Below are 26,121 nucleotides of genomic sequence, written 5' to 3'. Positions count from 1 at the left end.
TTGTCGCTTCTGTTCCATTCTTTTCCGTTCCGGCGGCTCTGCCGCTATACCTTGCCCCAAAGGAGAGGGATTAGGGAAAGGATAGGAAAGGAATAGGTATTTGATTAAATCTGTATTTGGTTTTTCTTTAGTTAGTATATCTTTATTTAATTGCGTTGGATTTTCCGATGTCGGAAAATCCAACAACGGGAAAACCGAGATATGTGGTCTATGCTTTATCGGATAATTACCACAGGTTTGTTACGCAGTAGAAGGGAAAAAGCGCTTGATTTATGCGGCTTGCAGAACATGTAAAACGCTTAAATGATATTTTATACTTCTACCCTCAAAAATGACGTTCTATTGCGTAACAAAGTGAAGATAGAAAAGCAGAGAGCCAACCACTATTGAAAGTGATTAGCCCTCTGTTTCTGTTTGCACCCTGTCTGTCAGCGTTAGTGATAAGTTGTTGTGAATACTTCCTTATCAGCGTAAAACTAACGGCCCCTCCCTCTTTTATTTTTCTATTAAGATCACACAGTCAAACGGTTTTAGGAACAACGTGCCGGAAACCGTTTCTCCAGCCACGGTGCGGTATTCCTTCGCTAAATCCATAGAGATTTCCGCCTCGTTAAAGTTTTGAATAAACAATAAAGATTCCTTGCCAACACGTTTGCTGACAGTTACCCCTTCCGGTAACTCATCCGGCCAGTTGGCGGCAACTGCTTCCTCTTTTACAAGGTCACGATAAAACGCGTCAAAGAAGGCGTCTTCGTTTTCTGAGCAGATGTAATAAGCCTTTCCTTTTCCAAAGGCGTTTACAGTAACCGCAGGGCTTCCTTTATAGTAGTCCGCTTCATATTCCGCGAGCGTTTTGGCGGTCGTCGTGTGGATCACGTCACGCAACGCGCCGACGCTGTAAGAATTTCCACCGTAAGAAACAGTGTTTTTCCGGTGCGGGCCTATGGCGTCGATTTCTTCCTCTTCCAGCCCCATCACATCTGTGATCAGCCCCGGGAATCCTCCCATAAAGCACAGATCGGTTTCATCCACCATTCCGCTCCAGTAGGTGGTAACAAATACACCGCCTTTTTCTACAAACCGGCGCACCTGTTCTGCAAATCCGGCTTTCATCATGTAAGTCATCGGCGCAACCACGATCTTATATTCGGACAGATCGCAGTCCATGTCAATAATATCAGTGGTAACTCCCATTTTCCAGAACGGACGGTAATGCATCATCACAGTTCCCGCATAATCAAGCGGAACGATCGGGCCTTTCGCGTCTTCTACAGCCCACCAGTTTTCCCAGTCAAACACAATCGCAACATCTGCTTTGTTTAGGGTAGGATAAACACGGTCAGAGATCTGCTCCAAGCATGCCCCAAGTTCGGTCACTTCCCGGAAGGAACGCATATTTTCCGTATTCTGGTGGCTGATAACAGCGCCGTGGAATTTTTCAAAGGAACCGCGGCCTTTGCGGATCTGGAAATACTGCACACTGTTGGAGCCGTGCGCGACAGCCTGCAAAGAAGCAAGCTTATGCATTCCCGGCCGCTTTTGGGTATTGACCGGTTTCCAGTTTGTGATAGACGGGGTACTTTCCATCAATAAAAACGGCGCTTTTTTCAGGCTTCGCATCAGGTCGTGCATAAAAGCGGTTTCTGTCGCGGCTTTTAGCTCTGTCTCTTCCGCATGCCAGTTCGGATAGCTGTCCCAGGAAATGACGTCAACAAGACCGGCAAACTTAAAGTAATCCAGGTCTTTAAAGAAGGTCATCATATTCACAGTTGCCGGCAGATCATTGCTGTACTGCTTTACGGTTTTGATCTCTTCTTTGGTAAAGTCCATCATCTGCTCGTTGCAGAAGCGCTTCCAGTCTAAGTTTAACCCGTGGATCCCCATCTCGCCGTGCGGGGCAGGGCTTTCGATCTGTTCCCAAGACGTGTAAGTGTGGCTCCAGAAATCTGCCCACCAAGCGTGGTTGAGCGCGTCTAACGTCTTGTATTTCGCTTTCAGCCATTCCCGGAACGCCTGCTGGCACAGCGGGCAGTGGCATTCCCCGTGGGTCCCGTTGCCGCCCAATTCATTGGAAATATGCCATAAAATCACCCCGGGATGATTTCCAAGTTCCTGTGCGATCAACGCGTCCAACGCCTGAATCTTCTGGCGCATGACCGGGGAGGTGGGGCAGAAATTGTGACGGCCGCCCGGCAGATTGCGGACCCGCTCCGCACTGACCATCATCACTTCCGGATATTTTTCGGTCAGCCACCGCGGCATCGCGCCGGACGGGGTTGCCAAAACCGTGTAGATCCCCTCCTGATAAAGCCGGTCCACGATCTTCTTCAGCCATTCCAGACGATACACCCCTTCTTCCGGTTCCAGGGTAGCCCACGCAAAGATCGCCAAAGATACGCAGTTGATCTTTGCCTTTTTCATCAGTTCAATGTCTTTTTCCAAAATGTCCGGATATTTCAGCCACTGATCCGGATTATAGTCACCGCCATGCAGCAAGTGCGGAAATTTTTCTAATACCATGATGTTGATCTCCTTCCTTTGATAGATGATTTCTATCATCTACAGCCTAACCCTATTATAAACATTTCTATCAGTGAACGCAATGGATTTTACCGAATTTATCTCCCGGAAAAATTTTAAAAAACAGCTTGACATTGACGCTACGTTATCCTTTATAATCATTCTTGTGAGGTGATAAAAAGTGGAATATACCATCCATCAACTGGCCCAGCTTTCCGGGGTCACAGTCCGTACCCTTCGATACTATGACCAAATCGGCTTGCTCTGCCCGGCACGGAATTCTTCCAACAGCTACCGGGTCTACGAACCAAGTGAGGTCGACCTGCTTCAGCAAATTTTATTTTACCGGGAATTGGGGATTGCGCTAAAGGACATTCAGCAGATCCTGTACGCCCCGGATTATGACAAGGAAAAAGCTCTCTCCAGCCACTTAAAAGCACTCTTGCAGAAAAAACAAAAAATCGAACTGCTGATCCAAAATGTCACCAAAACGATCAGCACATGGAAAGGAGAAACCGATATGAGCGATCACGAAAAATTTCAAGGATTCCAGAAACAAAGGATCGAACAAAATGAAGCCGCCTACGGCAAAGAACTCCGCGAAAGGTACGGAGACCCGGCTATTGACGCCAGCAATCAAAAATTTCAAGGCATGGACAAATCACAGTGGGAAACAGCCGAAGCCCTGCGCACCCAATATGAAGCCCTTTTGAAAGAGGCTCTTCAGCAGGGGGATCCCGCCGGAGAAACCGCGCAAAAAGCCTGTGACCTGCACCGCAGATGGCTTTGCATGTTCTGGAAAGATGGAACCTATACCAAAAAAGCCCATCAGGGAATCGCCCAAATGTACCTGTCGGACGAGCGTTTTAAAAATTATTATGAACAGCTCTCGCCGGGCTGCGCACAGTTTTTCTGCGACGCAATCAACCTGTACTGCGCAGAATAACCAAGCGAAACAAGAAAGGGACGATGTTGATTTTATTTCAACATCGTCCCTTTCTTGTTTTTCTGATACCGGGGAGGAATCAGAAAGTTTGTGCTTACATGTAAGAACCGCCGGAAACTACAATGCATTCACCGGTTACAAAGCTGGAATCATCAGAAGAAAGGAATGCGGCAACCGCAGCCAATTCTTCCGGTTCGCCCAGACGGTTCATCGGGATAGCCGCCAGGAATTTCTGCATAACATTTTCCGGCACAGCCTGCAGCATCTCTGTGTTGACATAGCTTGGAGCTATGCAGTTGACGGTGCAGTTATACCGCGCCACTTCTTTGGCCAAGCATTTAGTAAAGCCGATCACGCCGCCTTTAGAAGCACCGTAGTTGGTCTGGCCAATATTTCCGAACGCAGAAACAGAAGCCAGGTTAACGATTTTACCGTATTTTCTTTCACGCATTCCCGGAACGACCGCTTTACAGCAATTAAAGATCCCTTTCAGGTTTACGTCAATCACAGCGTCCCACTGCGCTTCTTCCATTTTGTGGAACATAGCGTCGCGGGTGATCCCTGCGTTATTAACCAAAATGTCAACCTTTCCCTCTTTTTCAATAATATCGCCGAACACTTCGTTGACAGCCGCAACGTCTGCAACATTGCAAACCTTCCAATATGCGTCGTTCCCGGCAGCGTTTGCCGCAACCTCCAGCTTTTCAGCATTCATATCCAGTAAAACAACCTTTGCGCCGTCGTCCGCCAAGCGTTTTGCGATCGCAGCGCCGATTCCCTGTGCAGCTCCTGTCACAACTGCAACCTTTCCGTCCATTCTCATTGATTTGCTCCTCCTTTAATTTATGCCTGCATTTTTTCCACTGCGCGCAGCAGTGCGTCGTCATCACCAACATTTCCCGGGAAGATCACATACGAGGTACCCGGGAATTTGCTTTCGTCCCCAGTTTTCCAAACCGGGATGCCCGGCAAAATCTGCCCTAAAACCAGCGCCTTTTTTACCTGCAACGCCTTTACCCCAACATCGCTGGAGGTGATACCGCCCTTGGCAATGATAAACCGCGGTTTTACCTTTAAGGAAGAAACGACTCCGGTAACAGCGTCAGAAATTTTTACCGCCATTTTCAGTTCGTCTTCCTTATTTCCATTGTTTAAATCAAAGCGGTCCCTGCGGGTGTAAACAGCGGCTGTCTTTCCAGAGGTCAGCACTCGCTGTACCTCCTCGTTGACGCGCTGTTTCTCTGCTTCAAATTTCTCTTCGTCAACGACTAAATGCTGGTTCATTTCGATAAACTCGATCCCAGAAGCCTGATGCAGCATTTCAAGCTGTTTGGTCGTTTTGCTGACGTGAGAGCCCACTACGATAATCCCGCCGTTCGGATTGCCCGCGTCTACCAGCTGGCCGCGTTCTAAAAGCGGCTGGTCGCTGACATTGCCTAAAATTTTAGGCAGTGCGGCGGCAGTGCGGAACAAGAACTCCTTCCCGTCTTTGATTGCCAGCATTAAAGCGGCGGCAAACACCTTTACATCGTCATAGCAGATCGCGTTAACGATCACCTTAGTGCAGTTTGACAGGCCGCAAAGCTTTTTGCGGATGCCGGCAACATCGCACCGGCGAAGCTCCTCCAAGCTAACAGAAACCACATCTTTGCTGGAGGTTTTCCCCCCGCTTTTTTCTTCGATGTATTCTTTCAGGTTGGAAGCGGTATAGCCAAAGGTCTTATCCTTTGCAAATTCTGTCTGCCCAGCCGGGACTAATTCGTCGCCATATGCGACATAGTGGACATCCCCTGCTGTAAAACGACCGCCCTCCGCAAAGAAAGGCATCAAGATTTCCCCGTCATAACAGATTTCAGAATCGCTTTCGATCACTTTCCGCAGTACCTGGGGTTCCAGCGGATAATGGCCGCGCAGGGTAGAATCCCCGCGGCTAATCACCACAAATTTTTTCCCGGTCTTTTTTGCCGCCCACAAGATATTTTCCGCGATCTGGGTATGCATGGCAATCGTTTCCGACTGGGTAAAGCCTCTGGAGTTTGTCAGGATAAAAAACATGGAGGTCTCTTCCTCAAAAGCCTGCAATAGACTTTCCGGCTCCCAATCCGTATAAACGGAAACATCATGCACTGTCTGAATCCCGGTAGGGTCGTCGTCTAAAACCACGATTTTGCGGTCAAAGCCCTGTCTTGCTTCGGCAAGGGCTTCCTCCACCCCGCCGGAAAACGGCGGGATAGAATCAAATAACTCCTTTTTTGACCGAATTGTTTCGTTCATATTTCGATCCTCCGGTTACTGCATATTCTCAAACAATACGCTCATGCCCTGGCCGCCGCCGATGCAGAGGGTAGCCAGACCGTAACGGATGTTTTTGCGCTTCATCTGATGAATCAGCTTCACAGAGATCACTGCGCCGGTCGCGCCGATCGGGTGACCCAAAGAGATGCCGCTTCCGTTGACGTTTACGATGTCCGGATTCAAGCCCAGTTCCCGGATGCAGGCGATCGCCTGCGGGGCAAACGCCTCGTTGAGCTCTACCATTCCGATCTGATCTAAGGTGATCCCTTTGTCTTTCACCTTTTCCATCAGCTTTTGGGTGGAAGCAACCGGTCCCATGCCCATGTAGCTCGGGTCAACGCCGGCAACGGCATAATCAACAATCTTCACCAGCGGCTTGCAGCCCAGTTCCTTTGCCTTGGCTTCGCTCATAACGACCACGGCGGCCGCCGCATCGTTAATGCCGGATGCGTTCCCCGCAGTCACAATTCCGTCTGCCTTTACGATCGGACGGAGCTTCGCCAGTTTTTCCATGCTGGTTTCTCTTGGGTGTTCGTCAGTTTTAAAAACAAAGGTGTCTTTTTTGGTTTTAATCTCAACCGGAACGATCTCTTCCTCAAATTCCCCGGCGTCAATCGCGCGGCGTGCTTTTTGCTGCCCCTCTAAAGCGTAAGCGTCCGCTTCTTCCCGGGTAATGCCGTATTTTGCAGCGATGTTTTCCGCTGTGATCGCAATGTGGGTAGAGGTTCCGGTAAACGGTTCGCACAGCGCGGTGGTCAAATCGTCCTTTAAAACAGAATCCCCCATCCGGATCCCCCATCTTGCCCCGCTACTGCTGAACGGGAAATTGCTCATGCTTTCCGCGCCGCCCGCAACGCAGACGTCCGCGTCGCCATGGTCAACGGTCATTGCCGCGGTTACGATTGCCTGCAAACCGGAAGCGCACAGACGGTTTACCGTCTGTCCGGAACTTGCGATATCGCAGCCGGCTTTCACGGCAACCAAACGGGCTAAAAACGCGTTTACACCATACTGCCCAACGCAGCCGATCACCGCTTCGTCAACCTCTTTTGCGTCGATCCCGGCACGTTTGATCGCTTCCTGTACGGCGATCGTCCCAAGGTCGACTGTACTCTTTGTTTTCAGGCTCCCGCCAAAACCGCCTACCGCAGTACGGGCAGCCGATACAATTACTGCATTTTCAAACATTTTGATTCCTCCCGGTCAATTAAAAGTCTACTTTGTCCAAACCTTTCAGGTGGAGCATTTCTCTGGCTTCTTCTACATTGGCAATTTCGTAGTCCATGGATTCTACGATGCCCTTGATCTTCTGGACCTGCTGTGCATTGCTCTGTGCCAAGGTCCCGTTTGGTTTCAGATACAAGCTGTCTTCCATCCCGACGCGGACGTTACCGCCGTTGATCGCACAGAATGCGCCGATCCGGAAAATTCTTCTGCCTGCGCCAACGCAGCAGTATTGGATGTCATTGCCCAAAATCTTTTTCGCCTGGTCGATCATAAACATGATGCCTTCCCAGCTGATCGGCATACCGCCCATGATCCCCGGTACAAACTGCAGGTAGATCGGCTGTGTGATCAGGCCTTTTTTCTTGAAGTAGGCAAGGTTGCTCAACTGGCCGTAATCAAAGATTTCGTATTCCGGCAGGGTCCCGCATTTGTTCATAGTCGTGATGCAGTATTCAATGTCCTTAAAGGTGTTTTTAAACACGTTGTCATAGGTTCTTTCAATGAACGGCTTTTCCCATTCATATTCTGGTTTGTCCATGGTTTCCGCCAGCTTGCTGAAGCAGAAGTTCATGCTTCCTCCGTTAGCAGAAGCCATTTCCGGTTTAAAGCGTTCGATTACCGCAAACCGCTCCTGGGTAGTCATCCCCTGCGCGCCGCCGGTAGTGATCCCAATGATGACCGGGCATTGTTTTTTGATGCTGGAAAGGATATACTCAAAGGTATCGTAATCCGCGGTTGGTTCCCCGTTTTCCTTTCTTGCATGCAGATGGACGATAGCAGCCCCTGCTTTGTAAGCATCTACCGCATTCTGGATGATGTCATCCGGGGTTTTCGGAAGATACGGTGACATAGTAGGAGTATGCACACCACCTGTGATTGCCGCTGAAATAACTACTTTTTTCTGTTGTTTTGCCATGTTCTTTCCCTCCTGATAAATTTATGTATTTTGGTATACTTACAGGCTTATGCTGGCTCCGCACAGCATAGCCAAAGACGACGAGGCTTTTTCCCGGATCACCGGTTCATCGATCTCTACCGAGATCCTCCCGGCGTATCCGGCTTCATAAAACCGGCGAACGCGATTTTGATGGATCTCTTTTTTCTCAGGCCGCATAAAGTCCCGCTTATACGGGTCCCCAGCGTCGTCTGAGATATGAGCATGTAAAATCACCGAAAGATATTTTCCCAGATCCTGGTCTGCGTCCCCATTTTGCTCCATGTTATAAAAGTCAACCACCATGCCAAGATTTTTGGCGCCTACACGGACAATGATCTCTTCTGCCTCTGAAAGGTCGTTGATAAAATTGCAAAAGCATCTGCCTAAAGGCTCCACACAAACGGTGATCCCATATGGAGCAAACACCCTTGCTGTTTCCTCAAAAAAACGGCAGGCCTGTTCCTTAGCAAGCTTCCTGTCAAACCCTTCGGGCAGGTTTCTGGAAAAAGGAGAGCCGACTGAAACATTGCAGACGCTCAATTCCTGCGCGCGTTTGGCAACCTGTTTTGCATAATCTGCCGCATTTTCCGGGTCAAATCCCGGACCTGCAATAATGATCTCCGGCGGGCAATAAGCGGTCAGGCATTCACAGCGCAGCCCTGTGCGGGATAGATCCTTTTTCAGCTCCTGGTACTCTTCTTCTGTCATGGCCACAAGCCCTTTTCCGGAAAATTCCAGATAATCGTACCCAACGGATTTTACAAGGCCTATTGCATGTTCATCTCTTGTTGCACAACCGATCTGCATGTTGGTTCTTCCTCTCTTGTTTTTTCAATGCCCAGTTTATTTTTTATCAATATAAGAAACGCCAAATTCATCTTTCCGTCTGGTCAGGTCCGCACCCTTAAGCTCCATGATACAGATCTCTGCCAAATACTGCACTTCACTTTCCGGTTCCAAATGCCCAATATAAGCACGGTCCGGATCGGAGGCAGTAACATGGAGATGCGGTACCCCTTCAATGATTAGGCCTTGGACAGCCCCCATTTCGATCGGTTTTTTCGCCATATCGAACTGATCTTCTGCCACATCTGCCAAAGAACTGATGAAGTGGTAGTGAAGCTGGCGCAGTGAACCGATCCCCGAAACCACTACCGCATTTTGAAGCTGGTATTTTGAAATGACCTCGCGGATCCCCTCCAGTACTCCATCCCCTTTTTTCAGATGCAGGATAAAGACTCTTCCAATGCCTTCTGACTCATAGATTCTCATCTTTTATTCCTCCTTTAAAACGAATATCTCCGTTTGAATCACCTTTTCTTTGTCATTCTTCGGAAGCTTTCTTCTCAAAATTTGACTTTTTTTTCACCTATCTTGCACTTTTTTCGGAATAGGTTGCAATCTAATGAAAAACTGTTATAATGACAAGAAAGAAGGAGAACTTGCAGCTTTCTCTGCTTTTGAAAGAAAGGAACGTGTTCACCCGTGAATCCAAGTCGTGACCGTGTAACGGTAAAAGATGTAGCGAAATTTGCTAATGTTTCTATTGCAACGGTTTCCCGTGTCCTAAACGGGAATTACTATGTAAGTCCCGAAATCGCAGACAGGGTCAACGCAGCAATCAAAGAATTGCAATATTATCCGAATAGTGTTGCACGCAGTTTAAAGACCCGTTCTACCAAGACGATCGGATTTGTTGTATCGGATATTTCCAACAGCTACCACATCACCCTGGCAAAAGCGGTAGAAGATGTGATCAGCGTAGAAGGATATAATATGATCGTTTGCAGCACCAAAGGCAGCAAAGAACGGGAATTGACCTACTTGCAGCTGCTACAAAGTAAAAATATCGACGGGCTGCTGCTTAACAGCACCGCAGAAAATAACGACTACATAGCGTCTTTAAATATGCCCATGATCCTGATCAACCGTAAATTAAAGATCCCGAATTTCATCGGCGACATCATTGACACAGATAACTTTCAAGGCAGTTACCTTTTGACCAAGCAGCTCCTTCAATTAGGACACCGAAAGATCTTTGTGATCAAAGGTCCTAAAAACCTGAATAACGCCTTCGAGCGTATGCAGGGCTTCATTTCCGCGATGAAAGAATACGGGATCGTTGTCGACGATCAGTATCCATTCCAATTTGAGGGGAATTTCACCCTCAAATCCGGTTATGAAGCAGTAGAGCAAATTGGCTCCATGGAAGAAAAACCAACTGCGATCATTGCTTTAAACAACATGATGTCGGTCGGCGCCTTAAAGTGCATGAAAGAAAAGAATATCAATGCACCGGAAGATCTGTCGATCGTTTCCTACGACGGAATCGATAACCTGGAATTGATGAGCACACGCCCTTCGACCGCACAGTTCCATCCGTATGAAATTGGGCGGTGCGCCGGAGAAGCTATACTGCAACGGATCGAAAACCCAAATATGGAAAACCGGACCTTTATTTTCCCGCCCACTATGGTGGCTGGAAATGCAGTTAGTATTCCAACGGACAATCTTTCGCAGAAAGCCACATGGTAATGTGGCTTTTTTATCTGCCTAAGAAAACGTTTACTTAATACCGTCCAACTATTTTCGAGGATAAATTCCTTTCAAAGCAAGGTATGTATCCCTTGCTTTGAAAGGTCAAGACTTGATCAATGAACATTGTGAAGCGAATTTTTAAGCGGCTGTAACAGAATTATTTTTCTGTAATATAGCTGATCCCAAACTCATCTAATTTACGGGTCACATCCAGATCTAAAATTTCTGCGATCGAGATTTCAGCAAGGTACTGCACTTCTGTGCCATTTTCCAAATGCCCAATGTAAGGACGTTCCGGGTCGGCGCAGATAATATGCAGGTGTGGTTCTCCATCAAGGATGACCCCTTGCACACCGCCTAATTCGATTGGTTTTTCTACTGTGATATATTTATTTTCAGAGTTATCTTCTGTATTCATGATGATATGTAAGCTGGCTTTCCGCATAGAACCGATCGCAGACAGCACTACGCCATTGCGGATTCCCAGACGGTCAACTTCGGCTTGAATGCTCTCCAGAAGTTTTTCCCCTTTTCCAAGATGGATCACGACAAGGCGTCCCCACTTGTTAGAAACAAATGAATTCATGTAATAGACCTCTTTCTAGTTTGTTTAATAAAAATGATTACAATTCCCCGCGTTCCATCTTTGCCAGTTTTTCCACACGGCGGGCAAACTCTTCCCCGTTGGAAAAAGTAGCTGACAAGAACAAGCGGATGATTTCAATTGCAGCGGAATGTCCAATAATTTGTCCGCCCAGGCATAATACCTGTACGTCGTCATGCTCTACACATTGATGTGCAGAGTACAAATCATGACATACTGCCGCTCTTATCCCCGGGGTTTTGTTGCAGGCGATCGCCGCGCCGACACCCGTTCCACAGAACATGATCCCGCGTTTGGCTTCCCCTTTGAGGATCGCCGTACAAACCTGCTTTGCAATATCTGGAAAATCTACTGGATCGGGGTTATAGCTTCCAAAGTCAGTAATATCATGTCCGTCTGCTTCGATCTCTTTGAGCAGTTTTTGTTTTAACTCAAACCCGGCATGGTCACTTCCAATCGCAAGCTTCATCAATAACCCCTCCTTTCTTTTCAAAGTATTTTATTATTAACCCTTTACGCTTCCTGCTGTAATGCCGTCCACCAGATAGCTCTGGAACAGAACGAACATTAAGAACAACGGGATCAGGGATAATACAGACATTGCGAACAAAGCCCCCCAAGAGCTGTTCCCCATCGCATCGGTAAACTGGCGAAGCGCCATAGACACCGTATATTTTTTGGTTTCTGTCAGGTAGATGTTCTGGGTGAAGAAATCGTTCCAAGTCCACAGGAAAGAGAAAATCGCTGTGGTAACAATTGCCGGAACAGACAATGGAACCGTGATCTGGATAAAGCTGCGGAACGGGCCGCATCCATCTACGGTCGCCGCCTCGTCAAGCTCTTTCGGCAGCCCTCTCATATATTGGGTCATCAAGAAAATGAAGAACCCTTGTGTTGCAAAGAAGCTCGGTACGATCATTGGCAGGAATGTATTGACCCATCCTAGATTGTTGAACACGATATAAGTCGGGATCAATTTAACGTGCATCGGAAGCATCAAAGTACCCATCATGATCGTAAACCACAAGCTCCTCAACGGGAATTTCAGTTTACTAAAAGCATATGCAGTTGGCAGGCAGCTGATGATATTTCCAAGCATAACAAAGAGAACGATCGTAAAAGAATTGGCAAAAAACTGCCAGAACGGGATCCCCATGATCCCTTCCCAGCCCTGTACATAGCTGTCAAAGGTTGGAGCTTCCGGGAAGAAGTTTGTCCCCTGGAATATTTCAGTCGATGTTTTAAAAGACGCACTTAACATCCACAGCAATGGGTATAACATAATTAAACCAAAGAGGATAATGAAAAAGTGCACGCAAAAGGTTTTAAATCTTCTTTTCGCCATAATTTCTTACCTCCTATTAATCGTAGTAGACCCATTTCTTTGCAGATGCAAAGAGGAGGGCGGTGACAACGCCAATGATGAGCAGCAGGATCCATGCCATAGCAGAAGCATAACCCATGGAGAACTGACGGAACCCTTTGGTATACAAATACAAAGAATAGAACAATGTGGAATCCATCGGTCCACCAGTACCGCCGCTGACGATATACGCAGAGGTAAAGGACTGGAATGCATTGATGATCTGCATAACAACGTTGAAGAATACCATCGGGGTCAACAATGGCAAGGTAATGCTGAAAAACTGTTTTGGCTTACTTGCCCCGTCGATCGTAGCCGCTTCATAATAATCCTGCGGAATCTGTTTTAAAGAGGATAAGAAAATTACCATCGAAGCGCCAAACTGCCAGACCGCTAAAACAATCAGCGTATTCAGCGCAGTACTTGGGGTAGCGATCCAGTTAATTCCTTCGATCCCGAAAACACCCAAAATCTGATTGAATACCCCTTCTTTATTAAACAACTCTTTCCAAAGAATTGCAACTGCAACACTACCGCCAAACAAAGATGGCAGGTAATAAATTGCGCGGTAGATCTTCGCACCGCGGCGGTCCTGTTTCAGGATAACTGCGATAAACAACGCAAACGCCAACTGGAGCGGAACACTGATAAATACGAACTTAAATGTAACGACTAAGCTGGAACGGAATTTGGGATCTGCAAACAACGCCTTATAGTTATTGATTCCAGACCATACCGGGTCGGTCAGCATATCATAGTCAGTGAAAGAGAAATACAGTGATGCGATCATAGGGATCGCTGTAAACGCCAGTAGACCCAGCAGCCACGGTGTTAAAAACAAATAGCCGGCAATACCAGATCGCGCTTTTCTGCTTAATTTCACAACATTCATTCCCTTACTAATAAATTTTTCATTCCCGTATCACTACAGAAATTCGATTCAAAAAGGCGGCAGAGTTAGTTCCGTATCTCAAACAACGATCCTGAACGTCCTCTTCCGCCCTTTCTCATCCGATTAACGCTTTACGAAAAAAATCAACTTATTTTTTGTTCTTTTCTGTGATCTCTTTTGCCTTTGCAGTCAGGTCTTTCGCAGCCTGCTCCGGAGTCATTTCACCAAAGCCTACCGCCTGACCAAAGTTTTTCACTTCAGTGTCGATCTCGCTGGCGCCAATTGGTGCAGGTGTATAAGCAGATGCAACTTCCATGTAAGACTGTACAAACTCAATACATTTTGTATCAGATTCACTCAGATCAGCAGTGATCTTGCTTGCCAATTCGTTGTTGATCGGAACACCCTGGTCCATTTTGTAGATATTGACTGCATCTTCATCATTGGTCCAGAAGTTGATCAGCATCGCTGCTTCTTTCTGATGAGAGCTCTTCGGAGAGATAGACCAGTGTGCGCCTTCAATGATCGCACCCTGAGAGCCATCATTGCCGATCGGCTGGCGCAGCAGAATGATTTCATCATCCGGCATTTGTTCCTGATATAAGTACAGCTGGTTTGCCGGTACGTTGTGCATTGCACATTTCCGGGTCGTAAAGATCTTCTGTTCCAAGGCTAAGGTGCCATCTTCGTTAGAAGTAGCCGCATCTGGAATGATCCCTTCATCGCGGAGCTCTTTCCACATGGTCAGCCATTCTGCAACTGTCCCTTCGCTCCAAGCGATGTCACCTTCCGGAGTAAATGCTTCTTCCCCTTTGATCCGTGCCCAGTAACGAATGTTGTTGGTAGAGCCGGTCGCCCAGTCATTGCTGAACCAGATCTCCCCATTCGTAGCATCTTTAAACTTCTTACCAGCAGCAGCAAATTCATCCCATGTCCAGTCTTCATTATAAGCCGGATATTCAATCCCATATTCATCTAACAAGGTTTTGTTAGTGATCAGGGAAGCTGTGGTAACAGCCATAGGGACCATACAGAATACACCGTCCATTTTACCGGTGTCTAATACGCTCTGTTCTACTTTGGAAACATCAATCGTCCCATCGTCAACGAACGGCTGAAGGTCTAACAGCGCGCCTCTTCCAGCATAATCGGAAGAATACTGAACATGCATACCCATCATATCCGGCGCATTTCCGCCCGCTACCTGTACAGAAAGCTTATCCCAGTAGTCGTTCCAGGAGTTCGGTTCCCGTTCCACTTTAATCCCAGGATTTTTTTCTTCAAACTTGTCTGCAATAGAGTTATACAGCTCATGCCGTTTTGTGTCGCCCCACCATGACCAGCGGATGCTTACGTCGCCGGTCGATGCGTCGCCGCTCTTGTTAGAGGTATCTGCGTCTTTGTCGCCTCCGCAGGATGCCAGCGAAGCCATCATTACCAGACACAGTGCCGATGCAAGAATCTTCTTTTTCATGTTTTTGCCTCCTTGAATTTGTTCGATACCATTATGTAAACGTTTTCTTGAGTTTTAAATATAAAACTCATTTCACCTTCACCCCACTGTTTTATTTTTACTTCAAAGAAAATACCGTCAAATTAGCCATAGAATAAATATCCTATATTCTGATTTTCAAAAAAACTTTTTTGGGCAATTTGCTATTTGTGAAGTAAAAATAAAGCACCCTCCAAAACGAAATGATTTTGTTCCCCGATCCCGTTTCTTCTGAGTGTTGCAAATAAACGAATTTAACAATGAAGTTCAGAAAACGTTTACTATGTATTTAATTATAGTCAATTTTGACGTCTTTTCTACTCAATTATTGTCATATAATTATCAGAATTTGACTTTTTTATTTTTAATTCACAAATCAATTTTCGTTAATTTATGAAAAAAGTTTCGTAAAAAACTATAGAAATTGCAAAACAGCAATTAAAATACCGGTTCAGGAAATCGGTTATTATTTTTTCCCTTTCTTTTTCTAAAAATTCGGTTTTTAAATATATTGTGCATTTTAAACAAAGAAAGCAATTTCCATAAAAATACAGCAAGGTTTTTGTAACCTTGCTGTATTTTACTCGTTGATCTTAATTTTATTTATTTAATACTTCATCAACTTTTGCAACAAACTCTTTTGCTGCCTCTTCCGGTGTTTTTTCACCGAATCCTACCGCGGAACCATAGTTTTGCAATTCAGTATCCAATTCAGTAGCTCCGGCCGGCGGTGTGGTATATCCGCTGGCTACTTCCATATAAGCCTGTACAAATTCAATACATTTTTTATCGGATTCACTTAGGTTCTCAGATATCTGGCTTGCAAGTTCATTATTGATTGGAACACCTTGGTCCATCTGATAAATATTAACAGCATCTGCGTCATTAGTCCAGAAGTTGATCAGCATCGCTGCTTCTTTCTGATGTGCACTCTTAGAAGAAACTGCCCAGTGAGCTCCTTCTACAAAGACCCCTTGTTTCTTGTCATTGCTGATCGGCTGGCGCAGTAGAATCACTTCTTCGTCCGGAGCCTGTTCTGCGTAAAGATACAATTGGTTAGCCGGCACACTAGCTATCGCCGATTTGTGAGTAGAGAAAAGGTTCTGTTCCAAAGCATTGGATTTATCTTCTGTGGTAGTGGCCGCATCCGGAATAACACCTTTGTCGCGCAGGTCTTTCCACATAGTCAGCCATTCTGCCAAAGTTTCTTCTTCAAATCCACGTTTACCATCTTCTGTATAGGCTTCCTGCCCATTCATACGGCTCCAGTAACGGACGATGTTCATAGAAGCCGTAGACCAGTCACCGGTAAACCAAATTTCGCCATTGGTTGCTTTTACAAATTTTTCCCCTTCAGCGGCAAATTCATCCCATGTCCAATCCTCATTATATGCAGGATAGTCAACACCGTATTGATCTAACAAGGTTTTATTTGCGATCAAAGATTGTGTTGTAACTGCCATTGGAACCATGCAGAATACATCGTTCATCTTTCCAGTATCCAGAACACTCTGTTCTACTTTAGAAACGTCAATCGTTCCATCGTCAACGAACGGCTGAAGATCTTGTAAAGCGCCACGAGTAGAATAGTCAGCGGCAAACTGTAAATGCTGCCCCATCATATCCGGTGCATTTCCGCCTGCTACCTGTACAGATAATTTATCCCAGTAATCAGCCCAAGAGTTTGGTTCCCGTTCCACTTTGATCCCAGGATTTTTTTCTTCAAACTTATCTGCGATCTGATTGTACTTTTCATGACGGGTAGTATCACCCCACCATGACCAACGGATGGTTACGTCGCCGGTCGATGCGTCGCCGCTCTTGTTAGAGGTATCCACGTCTTTGTCGCCGCCGCATGATGCCAGCGAAGCCATCATTGCCAGACATAACGCCGATGCAAGAATCTTCTTTTTCATATTTTTGCCTCCTTGAATTTTAAGTACCAATGCGTAAACGTTTTCTTAAAAGATCATAACAGATCCAATACTGTTCTAAATCCACACCCTACTATCCTTCCCAAAAACAGAATATCTATTATCCTGTCGATCTTCGAAAGAATTTTAGGCATCTTGCCTATTGAAGGGGAAAAAATAATACCATTTCAAAACAGAATCTTTACAACTCCATTTTTCATGGATAATGGATAAAAATAGGATCAGGATTTCATAAATTTTCAAGAAATCGTTTACTATGCATCCTATTATATACAGAATTAGTTTTGATTCTACTTAATTTTTGTCCCATTCTAATTATTTTTTGTCCTTAAAAGAACATTTTCCATATCATTTTTTGCTGTCAATGATAAAAAATACCTAATTTTTTCTTTCTACTTATTATTTTTGCACAAAAATACTCAGGTATCCATGAAAGATACCTGAGTATACACCAAGTGTTTCCTATTTATTTGCTGCAACAATCTCTTTTGCTTTTTCTGTCCAGTCTTTTGCAGCCTGTTCCGGAGTCTTTTCACCAAAGGCTACCGCTTCACCCGCGGCTTTCACTTCTGTATCGATCTCACTTGCGCCTTTCGGGGCAGGGATATACGCAGTTGCTACTTCCATATATGCCTGAACGAACTGAATATACTGTGAATCAGATTCATCCAGTTTCGGAACAAGATCCTCAACCAACGCATTATTGATCGGAACACCTTGGTCCATTCTGTAAATATCTACTGCACTTTCATCATTGGTCCAGAAGTCGATCAACATCGCAGCCTCTTTCTGATGAGAGCTCTTCGGAGAGATGGACCAGTGTGCGCCTTCCAAAATAACGCCCTGACCGCCGTCGTTTCCAATTGGCAGCCGCAGCAATACAATTTCGTCATCCGGCATCTGTTCCTGATACAAGTACAACTGGTTTGCCGGTACTCTATGCATTGCACACTTCCGGGTCGTGAAGATCTTCTGTTCCAATGCTAAGGTGCCGTCTTCGGTAGAGGTAGCCGCATCTGGAATGATCCCTTTATCGCGCAGGTCTTTCCACATGGTCAGCCATTCTACAACTGTTTCTTCATTCCAAGCGATGTCGCCGTCCTCAGTGAAAGCTTCCCCACCCTTGGTACGCTCCCAGTAACGGATCACGTTTGTTTCACCGGTCGCCCAATCGTTCGTAAACCAAAGTTCCCCATTGGTCGCGTCGTTGAACTTTTGACCTGCGGCTGCAAATTCATCCCATGTCCAGTCTTCATTGTAAGCTGGATATTCAATCCCATATTCATCCAGCAATGTTTTATTCGTGATCAAAGAACTTGTTGTAACGCCCATCGGCACCATGCAGAATACATCATTCATCACACCGGTGTCCAGTACGCTCTGTTCAATATTATCTACCTTGATCGTTCCGTCATCGACAAACGGCTGGAGGTCTAATAATGCGTCTCTGCCCGCATAGTCAGAAACATACTGCGTGTGCATCCCCATCATATCCGGTGCGTTTCCGCCTGCGACCTGTACAGATAATTTATCCCAGTAGTCATTCCATGAGTTCGGTTCACGCGCCACTTTAATGCCAGGATTTTTTTCCTCAAACAAGTCTGCGATCTGATTATACTTTTCATGACGGGAGGTATCGCCCCACCATGCCCAGCGAATGGTAACTTCTTCGCCGCCGCCTGACGCAGAGCTGCTGCCGCCGGAAGTATCCGTGTCTTTATTTTCTCCGCACGCGGCCAGAGAAGCCATCATAGCCAGACACAAAACTGATGCAAGGATCTTCTTTTTCATGTTTTTGCCTCCTTATAGTTGTTCGATACTCATGATAAACGATTTCTGAAATTGGTGTTTTTTCTTGCGCTCTTTCCTGACGCTTCCCCTAACAGCAGTCCAAAATGTCATAATAGATAACAATGTCAATTATTATCTATAATTTTTGGGCGTTTTGCTATTTTGATGGTAAAAAGAAAGGCACTGTTCAAAACGAGTTTTATTCACCATCTTTTCGTTTTTACTTGGTGCATCCTGTTGGTCAATTTTCACAGTAATTTCTGAAAACGTTTACTATATGTTTCATTATAAACAAAAATTTTCAAATATCTACCTATATTTTGTCTTATATTTATTAAAATTTGACATAAAGATATTGTTATTACCAAAAAAGCGTTTAGAATAAAAAAAAGGAAAGCGTGATCACGCTTTCCTTTTGCCCTTTTATTTTTTCCCTTTACGCTTTTTCCGGTACTCTGTTGGATTAATATTACGGATCTGTTTAAAAACACGATTAAAGGTCTGTACACTGGAAAATCCCGTTGCATAAGCGATCTCTGTAATATTATCATTCGTTTCCAGCAAAAGTGTTTCTGCTTCAGAAATTCTAGAAGCATTGACATACTCTACAAACGTCATCCCCGTTTTCTTCTTAATGTAGCGGGAACAGTAGCATACGCTGAATCCCAAATGATTTGCAAGAGCCTCCAACGTAATGCCATCACGAATATGTTCATGGATAAAATCAAAGGTAGAACGCAAGCTGTTTGAGGTGTCCTCATTCCCCCTGCTTTTTTCCATAACGATCAAAGAAGGATAACGCAGGAAATAGGAAGTCAGCTCTGTCAGCTTGCAGCAAAGATAACACTCGTTGTAGTCTCCAAAATCAGCCTCTTGGATCTGGTGCACGATCTCCCCCATCGCAGGCAATGATTCTGCAATAAAATAATTTTTGTACATTCTGGAAATCGCCGTTTTGGTATCATTTGCAAAGGTATGCTTTATTACATGCTCCTGCAAAAATTTTAAAACATGTACAACACCATCGTCAGCTTTTTTCAAATAGGAATGGATCACCCCTTCTGGGATAAACATAAAATTCCCAGCCTTTAGATGGTAGGTCTGATCCTGCACGGAAATATCCAGCCAACCGCTTTCAATATATACCCCTTCAATCTCGGCCTGCCAGTGCTTCGGGCTGCTTACCAGCTGCGTCACTAAAAAACTATATGGTTGTGTATGTATCTGTCCAAACCGCTTGGTATGAGAATTACTTTCTACTGCTTTTTGCACGCATCTCTCTCCTTTTATTATTTTGCAGCGCAGAGTGCAAATTTTGAGAACTATGATTCTTTCCTCTTTTATAAACCACAAGATGAATGAAAAAGCAAACTTTTTCTTTCTTGGCAAAAATGGAAAAAAGGATTAAAAAAACGCCTTAAGCAAGGCGTTTCCCGTATCATGCAAGACGAAAGAAAAAGTTTAAATTCTCTTTCGGCCGTTCTGCATCCCGTTTTGGATACCCCTCCTTTTATGTCTAAGCTTTATCTTTAAAATCGTTCATAATTTTACAAATTGATCGTCAAAAAATCGTCATAATACCAAAAAACAAAGTATTTATATATCCGAATTATACAAAACTAATAAATATTTGTCAAGTGCAAGTTTTGCCAAATTCTCAGATCATACTAGGATTTTAGCCTAAAAAAGCCCGTTTTTTTGATATTGAAAAAATAAAAAGTGATCTTAAACCATTTTATCCCTTTTTTAAGCTGTTTCTACAGCATATCCTCTTTAGATTTTTCCCTTGATAAAAAGAAAGTGTGCGAAATAAATAAATCAATTTCAGTAATAGAGCAAAAAATGAGTAGTATTGCGCAAAACATGAGTGGAAAATCATTGGATATACGCCTATAATGACAAGTGTCAGGAGAGAGAAATCTCCAAATGAAACGAAAAATTTTTTAGTAAAAGGAAGGTACATAACAATGACTAATGAAGACAGAGAATTACTGGAACTCTTCAAACCTTTGAGAGTTGCCGACGTTCGTGACGGTATGGACTGGATGGGTTACCACCACTACGGAACCGTTGACAAAAACATTCGCCCATTATTCCGCACCAAAGCAGTTGGTATCGCAAAAACAGCTCGTTACGTTCCGTATGAAGGCCCGGCTCCAACCGTTACCGGCGACGACTACACCGCTTGGTCTAACTGGTTCTATTCTGAAGTCTGCATTTATCCTTGGGCAAAAGACATCGAAGAAGGGACCTTTATGTGCATCGACGTTGCTGGCGTTGACGTTGGTTTGATCGGTTCCGAAAATGGTCTGGGTATGGTTATGGACGGCTGTGTTGGGTTCTTGACCAACGGCGGCGGTATCCGTGATACAGATGAATGCATCGCTGAAAAAGTACCGGTATGGTCTTACTTCGTATCCCAGAAAATGGACCAGGCTCGTCTGAGATATGCAGACATGAACGTTCCGATCTCTATCGGCGGCGTAGCTATCTATCCTGGTGACATCGTTGTTGCTGACGGTGACAGCGCGATCGTTGTTCCGAGAAAAGTTGCTCGCGACGTTGCTAAATATGCTAGCCGCGAACTGTTCAACGATAAAAATGCCCGTCGTGCGAAATACGAAAAACTGGGTTGGGAACTGGATGAATCCGTTATCAACGACTAATCTATTTTCTATAAGCCTCCTGCTTCAAACGCAGGAGGCTTAATTTTTATCATCATATTGGGTTCAACCCTGTATAAAAAGATTTTTTGAAACCTTTATCCAGCAAATAGTCAAAACTTCGCCTTATCTTTTTCCCCCTCTTTCCATGAAAGTCAAAATTTTTCTTCCTTTCTTTTTTCAAATCCATGCTATTTTAAAGTTTTACCGCTTCTTTCCGCACGCAATCTGAGGAAAAGGAATATTCTGTTAATAGAAACAGAAAGGAGGAAGATGGAGTTTACTCTATCTATTTTTATGGAAAGAAATCGTGAAAACATACCGACTATCCCCCTTCCCAATCCCGGTGAGGGAGGGCCTGTAGCTGATCTGCCGGGCAATAACGGCAACCGCCCTGTTATTCCTCTGCCAAACCCCGGTGAGGGAGGACCTGTGGCCGATTTACCGGGCAGTAACGATAACCGGCCCACTATCCCTTTACCAAATCCCGGCGAAGGAGGGCCTGTGGCTGATTTGCCAGGCAATAACGGCAACCGCCCTACAATCCCCTTGCCCAACCCCGGTGAAGGCGGGCCGATTTTAAACTGGCCCAGACGTGCAAGGATCAGATTTTTAAATGCCGCCTTTGGCTACCCGCCCTTTTTAGTCTTTGTCAACAACCGGGTCGCCGTTAACTTTCTCAGTACAGCCTCTATTTCTCCCTATGGGAATTTTCCTTCCGGTTATCAAACCATCACTGTCAGCGGGATCAACGGCTATATCTATCTTCAAAAGACTATCCCATTTGAGGCTGGAAGCTCCTCCACCGTGGCGATCATCAACCGGACTGGCGGGCTGGACTTGATCCAAATCCCAGATATCTGCTGCGGCCTCGCTAATGGTACCTCTAACTTTCGGGTCAGCAACCTAGCCTATAACAGCCAGCCCATGGATGTCTTGCTGGGAGATGGCCGGGTCATCTATGCAGACGTTCAGTTTAAAGAAACTACTGTTTACAAGCGTATCCAGCCCGGCGCCTATCAGTTCATTTTTGCAGAAACAAACCTAATGCCCATGCCCTCAAGTTCAGACATTGAAAGTTTAGATGAAGCCTTTATCGGTATGGTACCAGAAAACGGAATCGTGGCTTCCCTGTATCTCAATGTTCAAAGAAATACGAATTATACAGTATTCCTGATCAATAACGGCCCGGAGACCAATGCAATTCAGACAATGGTAGTAGAAGACCGATAACAACAAAAAGAACTATACCAAAAGGTATAGTTCTTTTTTGTGAAGCTTATTTTTCTATCAATTCATATTCTTTGGAGCCATATCCATGCTTTGCAGCCATTTCAATGGTATGCGCTCCGTTTCTAGATTCAATTCGCTCGATCAGATGTGCCTTTCCTGGATCGTCTGAAGCATAAATCAGATCCAAACATGCCTGATCGATCGCAACAGGATCCAAAGAAACCAAGATCCCAATATCCTGCATGCATGGATCCTCAGCTACCGCACAGCAATCACAGTCTACAGACATATTTTTCATGACGTTGATGTATACAGCATTACCCTGAAACAGATCAACGACAGAATATGCGGCGTCCGCCATCGCTTCTAAAAAAGAATCGTGGTCAGCTGTCCAAATATTTTCCGGCTTTCCGACCCCATGGATATATGCCTTTCCAAAAGACGAAGCGATCCCAATGGAGAGCTGTTTCAGCGCTCCGCCATAGCCACCCATCGGATGTCCCTTAAAATGGGACAACACCAGCAAGGAATCATAATTTTTTAAATTTTTCCCCACATAATTTTTCTGAATCACTGTTCCATCAGGAATAGGCAGCTCCCAATCCGGTCCCTGAGCGTCTAAAAGATCGGTTGGGAAATATTTGCTCCACTCATGTTTCTCCAGCGTTTTCAAGTGCTTTTGAGTAGTATTGCGCTCCCCTTCATAAGCCGTATTACATTCTACCACTGTACCGTTCACCGCTTCAATGACCGGCTTCCAAAATTCAGGACGCAGAAAATTTTGATTGCCCACCTCACCTGAATGAAGCTTTACGGCGACCTTTCCGGTCAATTCTTTTCCGGCTATGCGGTATAATTCCAAAACCTTTTCCGGCGTGATCTGCCGGGTAAAATATACTGTTGAAGCCATCGCGTTTCCCCCTTATCCAATTTAGTATCGACGAATCCTTCTTTATTTAAACAATACCATATTTTAGCAAAAAATACAATCACTTATTATTTGATCGCGTTAAACTGCTTCCATTTTCCGCTTCGGTACCGCAATACAAAAGCGGCCGAGCGCGCGGTCCAATCTGCCCCCATCGCGATCCATACGCCAATTACCCCCATCTGCAATATAACGCCAAACAGCAGCGCTGAACCCAGCCGGAACAAAAGCATGGAGCCGATCCCTACATACATGGTAAACCTCACATCCCCCGAGGCACGCAGGCTGTTTGCCAGGTTAAACGAGGTCGGATGGAGTAAAGCTGCCAGGATGTTGTGCATAACAATCAGGATACAGCTGTACCGATAAGCCTCGGGCGACAATTCGTAAAGGCCTAGGATCACCGGTAGCAATGCGCATACCGCTACCCCCAGCACAGTTGTCGCCAGATAGGAAAGTTTCATCAGCTTTTTAGTATACGCTTTTGCCTGCTCTTGTTTTCCGGCGCCGATGCACTGCCCTACCACAGTGATCATCGCAAGGTTCACAGCGTTTACCACGATAATTGGAATTTGGTCAATGCTGTTTGCCACCCCGTTCGCCGCTATTTGAGCGGTACCGAACAAGGCTACAATCCCGGTCACCAACACTCGTCCTAAAGCAAACAATCCATTTTCAATGCTGTTGGGCAGTGCGATCCGCAAAATCCTTTTTTAAAATTCACTATGCCACGAAAATACCGAATGCGCACTCAGGCACACTTCCCTTTTGGAAGAAAACAAAAATGCAGTTAATAAAATTGCCGCAAACGCGCGGGCAACCAATGTAGACACCGCCACCCCTGCTACGCCAGCGTGCAGGCCAAAAGTACCGATCGCATTGCCGATCACATTCATGATATTCATGGCTGCGGAAACATACATGGTGATATTTGTTTTCTGCATCGAACGGAACAAGGCCGCAGAAGCCTGATAGATCCCAAGAAACGGAAAGGAACAAGCGACAATGATAAAATAGGTTTCTGCTGCTTCCATCACATCCGTTTCAATTTTTCCAAACAACAGCGTCAAAATTCCTGTATGCAGAACAAGGCATAGTATCATTCCCGCCGCGGAAACAAGAGCAGAAACGATCATCAGCTGTCCTGCTGACAGATTAGCCTTATCCCGGTCTTTCCGCCCTAAATATTGGGATACGATCACCGCCCCGCCTGTAGCTAGCGCAGAAAAAATCGTCAGTACCAGATAATCGATCATCGCGACCAGCGCTACCCCAGAGATCGCAGCTTCTCCGGCATATGAGATCATCATGGTATCCGCCACACTGACCATCATAACCAGGATCTGTTCAATGACTAAAGGGACCAGCAGCTTTTTTAAGGCTTGATTGGTAAACAAATGCTTTCCCCCTTTTTTACAAACAGCTCTACTTCCCAGTCAAGCGTTCCTGTTCTTCTGGATAGCGCTCCCCGGTGATCGGGATCGTTTGAAGGACGGCGCGTATCTGGGACAGTTCTTCCTGTGTAAATATGATTTCGGCGCCGCCAATGTTTTCTTCGATCCGTTCCACCCGCTTAGTACCGGGGATCGGGACGATCCAGGGCTTTTGAGCCAGCAACCAGCCCAAGGCGACGCGGGCAGGCGTAGTTTCCTTTTTCTTCGCCCAATCCGCCACATATTCAGCAAGCACGATATTGTTTTTTAAGTTTTCCGGCTGAAACCGCGGGATTTGGCTGCGGAAATCATCCTTGCCAAAGGTGGTATCCTTTCCAAACCGTCCGGTCAGCACCGCTTTTCCCAAAGGGCTGAATGGGACAAACCCAATCCCCAATTCTTCCAATGCAGGAAGCAATTCTTCTTCCGGCTTGCGGTACCACATCGAATATTCGCTCTGCACCGCAGTCAAGGGGCATACGGCATGTGCACGGCGAACCGTGTCTGCCGCAGCCTCCGAAAGCCCCCAGTGCAGCACCTTTCCCTCTTGGATCAGTTGCTTCACTGTATCTGCCACTATTTCGATCGGCGTGTTGGGGTCGACCCGGTGCTGATAATACAGGTCGATATGATCGGTCTGCAGGCGGGAAAGGCTCCCTTCTACGGCTTTCCGAATCGCTTTGGGACTGCTGTTGAGGCTGGTGGGCCTCCCGGTTTCGTCCAAACGGTATTGGTCAAAATTGAAACCAAACTTTGTTGCCAAAACTACTTGGTCCCTAACAGGTTTTAATGCTTCTCCCAATAATTTTTCATTTTCAAAAGGTCCATACACCTCGGCCGTATCAAAAAAGGTCACTCCCAGCTCTACCGCTTTTCGTATGACTGTGACCGCCTCCTCCTTAGGAAGATACGGTGGGTAGCTTTGAGTAAACCCCATGCATCCTAGCCCGACCGCGGATACCTCTAAGGCGCTTTGTCTTCCTAAAACCCTATGTTTCATCTACAGTTTCCTCCTTTTTTAAAGAACTTATATAATAATCTAGTTGATCTAAGATCTGCTGCTTTTCATGGATCTGCTCTAATAAACGGCAGCGGTATTTCCGCAGTAAACGGACCTGCCGTTCCCTACCTGCCGGGGAATATTCCAAAAATGCTGCCAGATACTCTGTTACTGCTTCCGGCCCCATTCCGAGCTTTATCAACAGGTCGATCACTTCCAATTTTTGCGGCTCTTCCTCCAAAAAATTTCTGATCCAGCCATTTTCTTGGTATTTCCGAATTTTTTCTGCGTAAGGTTCAATTTCCGCCACTGTCATCACCTGCCA

24 protein-coding genes are annotated in these 26,121 nt (G+C 45.6%); 4 read left to right on the top strand and 20 right to left on the bottom strand.

The window, feature by feature from the left end:
* Nucleotides 1-495: 495 nt before the first annotated feature.
* On the bottom strand, nt 496-2,559 hold the full coding sequence (locus tag CIB36_RS04225; protein ID WP_229408184.1) for a beta-galactosidase: 2,064 nt from the start codon (nt 2,557-2,559) through the stop codon (nt 496-498).
* Nucleotides 2,560-2,701: 142 nt separating this feature from the next.
* Between CIB36_RS04225 and CIB36_RS04220 the strand changes: the two genes are divergently transcribed.
* Nucleotides 2,702-3,466 (top strand): MerR family transcriptional regulator, encoded by a 765-nt coding sequence (locus CIB36_RS04220; protein WP_093988339.1) that lies wholly within the window; start codon nt 2,702-2,704, stop codon nt 3,464-3,466.
* A gap of 94 nt (nt 3,467-3,560) precedes the next feature.
* Here CIB36_RS04220 and fabG read toward each other — a convergent pair whose 3' ends face one another.
* The 6 genes from fabG to CIB36_RS04190 are packed head-to-tail and all read right to left on the bottom strand — an operon-like array spanning nt 3,561 to nt 9,197.
* Nucleotides 3,561-4,289 carry a 3-oxoacyl-ACP reductase FabG gene (fabG, locus tag CIB36_RS04215; RefSeq protein WP_093988338.1) on the bottom strand — a complete coding sequence of 243 codons (729 nt, stop codon included), beginning with the start codon at nt 4,287-4,289 and terminating at the stop codon, nt 3,561-3,563.
* 20 nt (nt 4,290-4,309) lie between these two features.
* Entirely contained in the window at nt 4,310-5,740 is a 1,431-nt protein-coding gene (locus CIB36_RS04210; RefSeq protein ID WP_093988337.1) for a four-carbon acid sugar kinase family protein, read from the bottom strand.
* A gap of 15 nt (nt 5,741-5,755) precedes the next feature.
* Nucleotides 5,756-6,949: a thiolase family protein gene (locus CIB36_RS04205; RefSeq protein ID WP_093988336.1), complete on the bottom strand. Its 1,194-nt coding sequence runs from the start codon at nt 6,947-6,949 to the stop codon at nt 5,756-5,758.
* 19 nt (nt 6,950-6,968) lie between these two features.
* Complete coding sequence (locus tag CIB36_RS04200) at nt 6,969-7,904, bottom strand: BKACE family enzyme (RefSeq protein ID WP_093988335.1); 936 nt, start codon at nt 7,902-7,904, stop codon at nt 6,969-6,971.
* A gap of 39 nt (nt 7,905-7,943) precedes the next feature.
* Nucleotides 7,944-8,732, bottom strand: coding sequence for a sugar phosphate isomerase/epimerase family protein (locus tag CIB36_RS04195; protein WP_093988334.1), 789 nt, complete (start codon nt 8,730-8,732; stop codon nt 7,944-7,946).
* A gap of 36 nt (nt 8,733-8,768) precedes the next feature.
* Nucleotides 8,769-9,197: a PPC domain-containing DNA-binding protein gene (locus tag CIB36_RS04190; protein ID WP_093988333.1), complete on the bottom strand. Its 429-nt coding sequence runs from the start codon at nt 9,195-9,197 to the stop codon at nt 8,769-8,771.
* A gap of 213 nt (nt 9,198-9,410) precedes the next feature.
* Between CIB36_RS04190 and CIB36_RS04185 the strand changes: the two genes are divergently transcribed.
* Nucleotides 9,411-10,460 carry a LacI family DNA-binding transcriptional regulator gene (locus CIB36_RS04185; protein WP_093988332.1) on the top strand — a complete coding sequence of 350 codons (1,050 nt, stop codon included), beginning with the start codon at nt 9,411-9,413 and terminating at the stop codon, nt 10,458-10,460.
* A 160-nt stretch (nt 10,461-10,620) separates the two neighbouring features.
* Here CIB36_RS04185 and CIB36_RS04180 read toward each other — a convergent pair whose 3' ends face one another.
* The 8 genes from CIB36_RS04180 to CIB36_RS04145 all read right to left on the bottom strand — a co-directional run bounded on the left by CIB36_RS04180 (nt 10,621) and on the right by CIB36_RS04145 (nt 19,811).
* On the bottom strand, nt 10,621-11,049 hold the full coding sequence (locus tag CIB36_RS04180; protein ID WP_093988331.1) for a PPC domain-containing DNA-binding protein: 429 nt from the start codon (nt 11,047-11,049) through the stop codon (nt 10,621-10,623).
* 37 nt (nt 11,050-11,086) lie between these two features.
* Nucleotides 11,087-11,536 carry a ribose 5-phosphate isomerase B gene (gene rpiB, locus CIB36_RS04175; protein ID WP_093988330.1) on the bottom strand — a complete coding sequence of 150 codons (450 nt, stop codon included), beginning with the start codon at nt 11,534-11,536 and terminating at the stop codon, nt 11,087-11,089.
* 36 nt (nt 11,537-11,572) lie between these two features.
* On the bottom strand, nt 11,573-12,412 hold the full coding sequence (locus CIB36_RS04170; protein WP_093988329.1) for a carbohydrate ABC transporter permease: 840 nt from the start codon (nt 12,410-12,412) through the stop codon (nt 11,573-11,575).
* A 16-nt stretch (nt 12,413-12,428) separates the two neighbouring features.
* Nucleotides 12,429-13,322: a carbohydrate ABC transporter permease gene (locus CIB36_RS04165; protein WP_093988328.1), complete on the bottom strand. Its 894-nt coding sequence runs from the start codon at nt 13,320-13,322 to the stop codon at nt 12,429-12,431.
* Between the two features lie 148 nt (nt 13,323-13,470).
* Nucleotides 13,471-14,796 (bottom strand): ABC transporter substrate-binding protein, encoded by a 1,326-nt coding sequence (locus CIB36_RS04160; protein WP_093988327.1) that lies wholly within the window; start codon nt 14,794-14,796, stop codon nt 13,471-13,473.
* Nucleotides 14,797-15,413: 617 nt separating this feature from the next.
* Nucleotides 15,414-16,730: an ABC transporter substrate-binding protein gene (locus CIB36_RS04155; RefSeq protein ID WP_093988326.1), complete on the bottom strand. Its 1,317-nt coding sequence runs from the start codon at nt 16,728-16,730 to the stop codon at nt 15,414-15,416.
* 480 nt (nt 16,731-17,210) lie between these two features.
* Nucleotides 17,211-18,539, bottom strand: a complete 1,329-nt coding sequence (locus CIB36_RS04150) for an ABC transporter substrate-binding protein (RefSeq protein ID WP_093988325.1) — start codon at nt 18,537-18,539, stop codon at nt 17,211-17,213.
* A gap of 423 nt (nt 18,540-18,962) precedes the next feature.
* Nucleotides 18,963-19,811, bottom strand: a complete 849-nt coding sequence (locus CIB36_RS04145; RefSeq protein ID WP_093988324.1) for a helix-turn-helix domain-containing protein — start codon at nt 19,809-19,811, stop codon at nt 18,963-18,965.
* Between the two features lie 695 nt (nt 19,812-20,506).
* Between CIB36_RS04145 and CIB36_RS04140 the strand changes: the two genes are divergently transcribed.
* Together CIB36_RS04140 and CIB36_RS04135 are read left to right on the top strand one after the other, a co-directional pair.
* Nucleotides 20,507-21,205, top strand: a complete 699-nt coding sequence (locus CIB36_RS04140; protein WP_093988323.1) for an RraA family protein — start codon at nt 20,507-20,509, stop codon at nt 21,203-21,205.
* A 501-nt stretch (nt 21,206-21,706) separates the two neighbouring features.
* Nucleotides 21,707-22,435, top strand: a complete 729-nt coding sequence (locus CIB36_RS04135) for a DUF4397 domain-containing protein (RefSeq protein ID WP_158662577.1) — start codon at nt 21,707-21,709, stop codon at nt 22,433-22,435.
* A gap of 46 nt (nt 22,436-22,481) precedes the next feature.
* On the opposite strand, the gene CIB36_RS04130 is transcribed toward CIB36_RS04135, so the two are convergent.
* The 5 genes from CIB36_RS04130 to CIB36_RS04115 form a co-directional block, all read right to left on the bottom strand.
* Entirely contained in the window at nt 22,482-23,345 is an 864-nt protein-coding gene (locus CIB36_RS04130; RefSeq protein ID WP_093988321.1) for a DUF362 domain-containing protein, read from the bottom strand.
* Between the two features lie 86 nt (nt 23,346-23,431).
* On the bottom strand, nt 23,432-24,067 hold the full coding sequence (locus CIB36_RS13490; RefSeq protein ID WP_267872647.1) for an MATE family efflux transporter: 636 nt from the start codon (nt 24,065-24,067) through the stop codon (nt 23,432-23,434).
* Nucleotides 24,068-24,076: 9 nt separating this feature from the next.
* Entirely contained in the window at nt 24,077-24,760 is a 684-nt protein-coding gene (locus CIB36_RS13485; RefSeq protein WP_229408182.1) for an MATE family efflux transporter, read from the bottom strand.
* A 28-nt stretch (nt 24,761-24,788) separates the two neighbouring features.
* The gene (locus CIB36_RS04120) at nt 24,789-25,796 is read right to left on the bottom strand and encodes an aldo/keto reductase (RefSeq protein ID WP_093988320.1); all 1,008 of its coding nucleotides are present in this window, start codon (nt 25,794-25,796) and stop codon (nt 24,789-24,791) included.
* On the bottom strand, nt 25,786-26,106 hold the full coding sequence (locus CIB36_RS04115) for a MerR family transcriptional regulator (RefSeq protein ID WP_093988319.1): 321 nt from the start codon (nt 26,104-26,106) through the stop codon (nt 25,786-25,788). The genes CIB36_RS04120 and CIB36_RS04115 overlap by 11 nt, the downstream gene beginning before the upstream one ends.
* Nucleotides 26,107-26,121: the final 15 nt, after the last annotated feature.

The sequence above is a fragment of the Massiliimalia timonensis genome, from assembly GCF_900186585.1.
Classification (GTDB): Bacteria; Bacillota; Clostridia; order Oscillospirales; family Ruminococcaceae; genus Massiliimalia; species Massiliimalia timonensis.
This window is presented reverse-complemented; position numbering and strand designations above follow the sequence as displayed.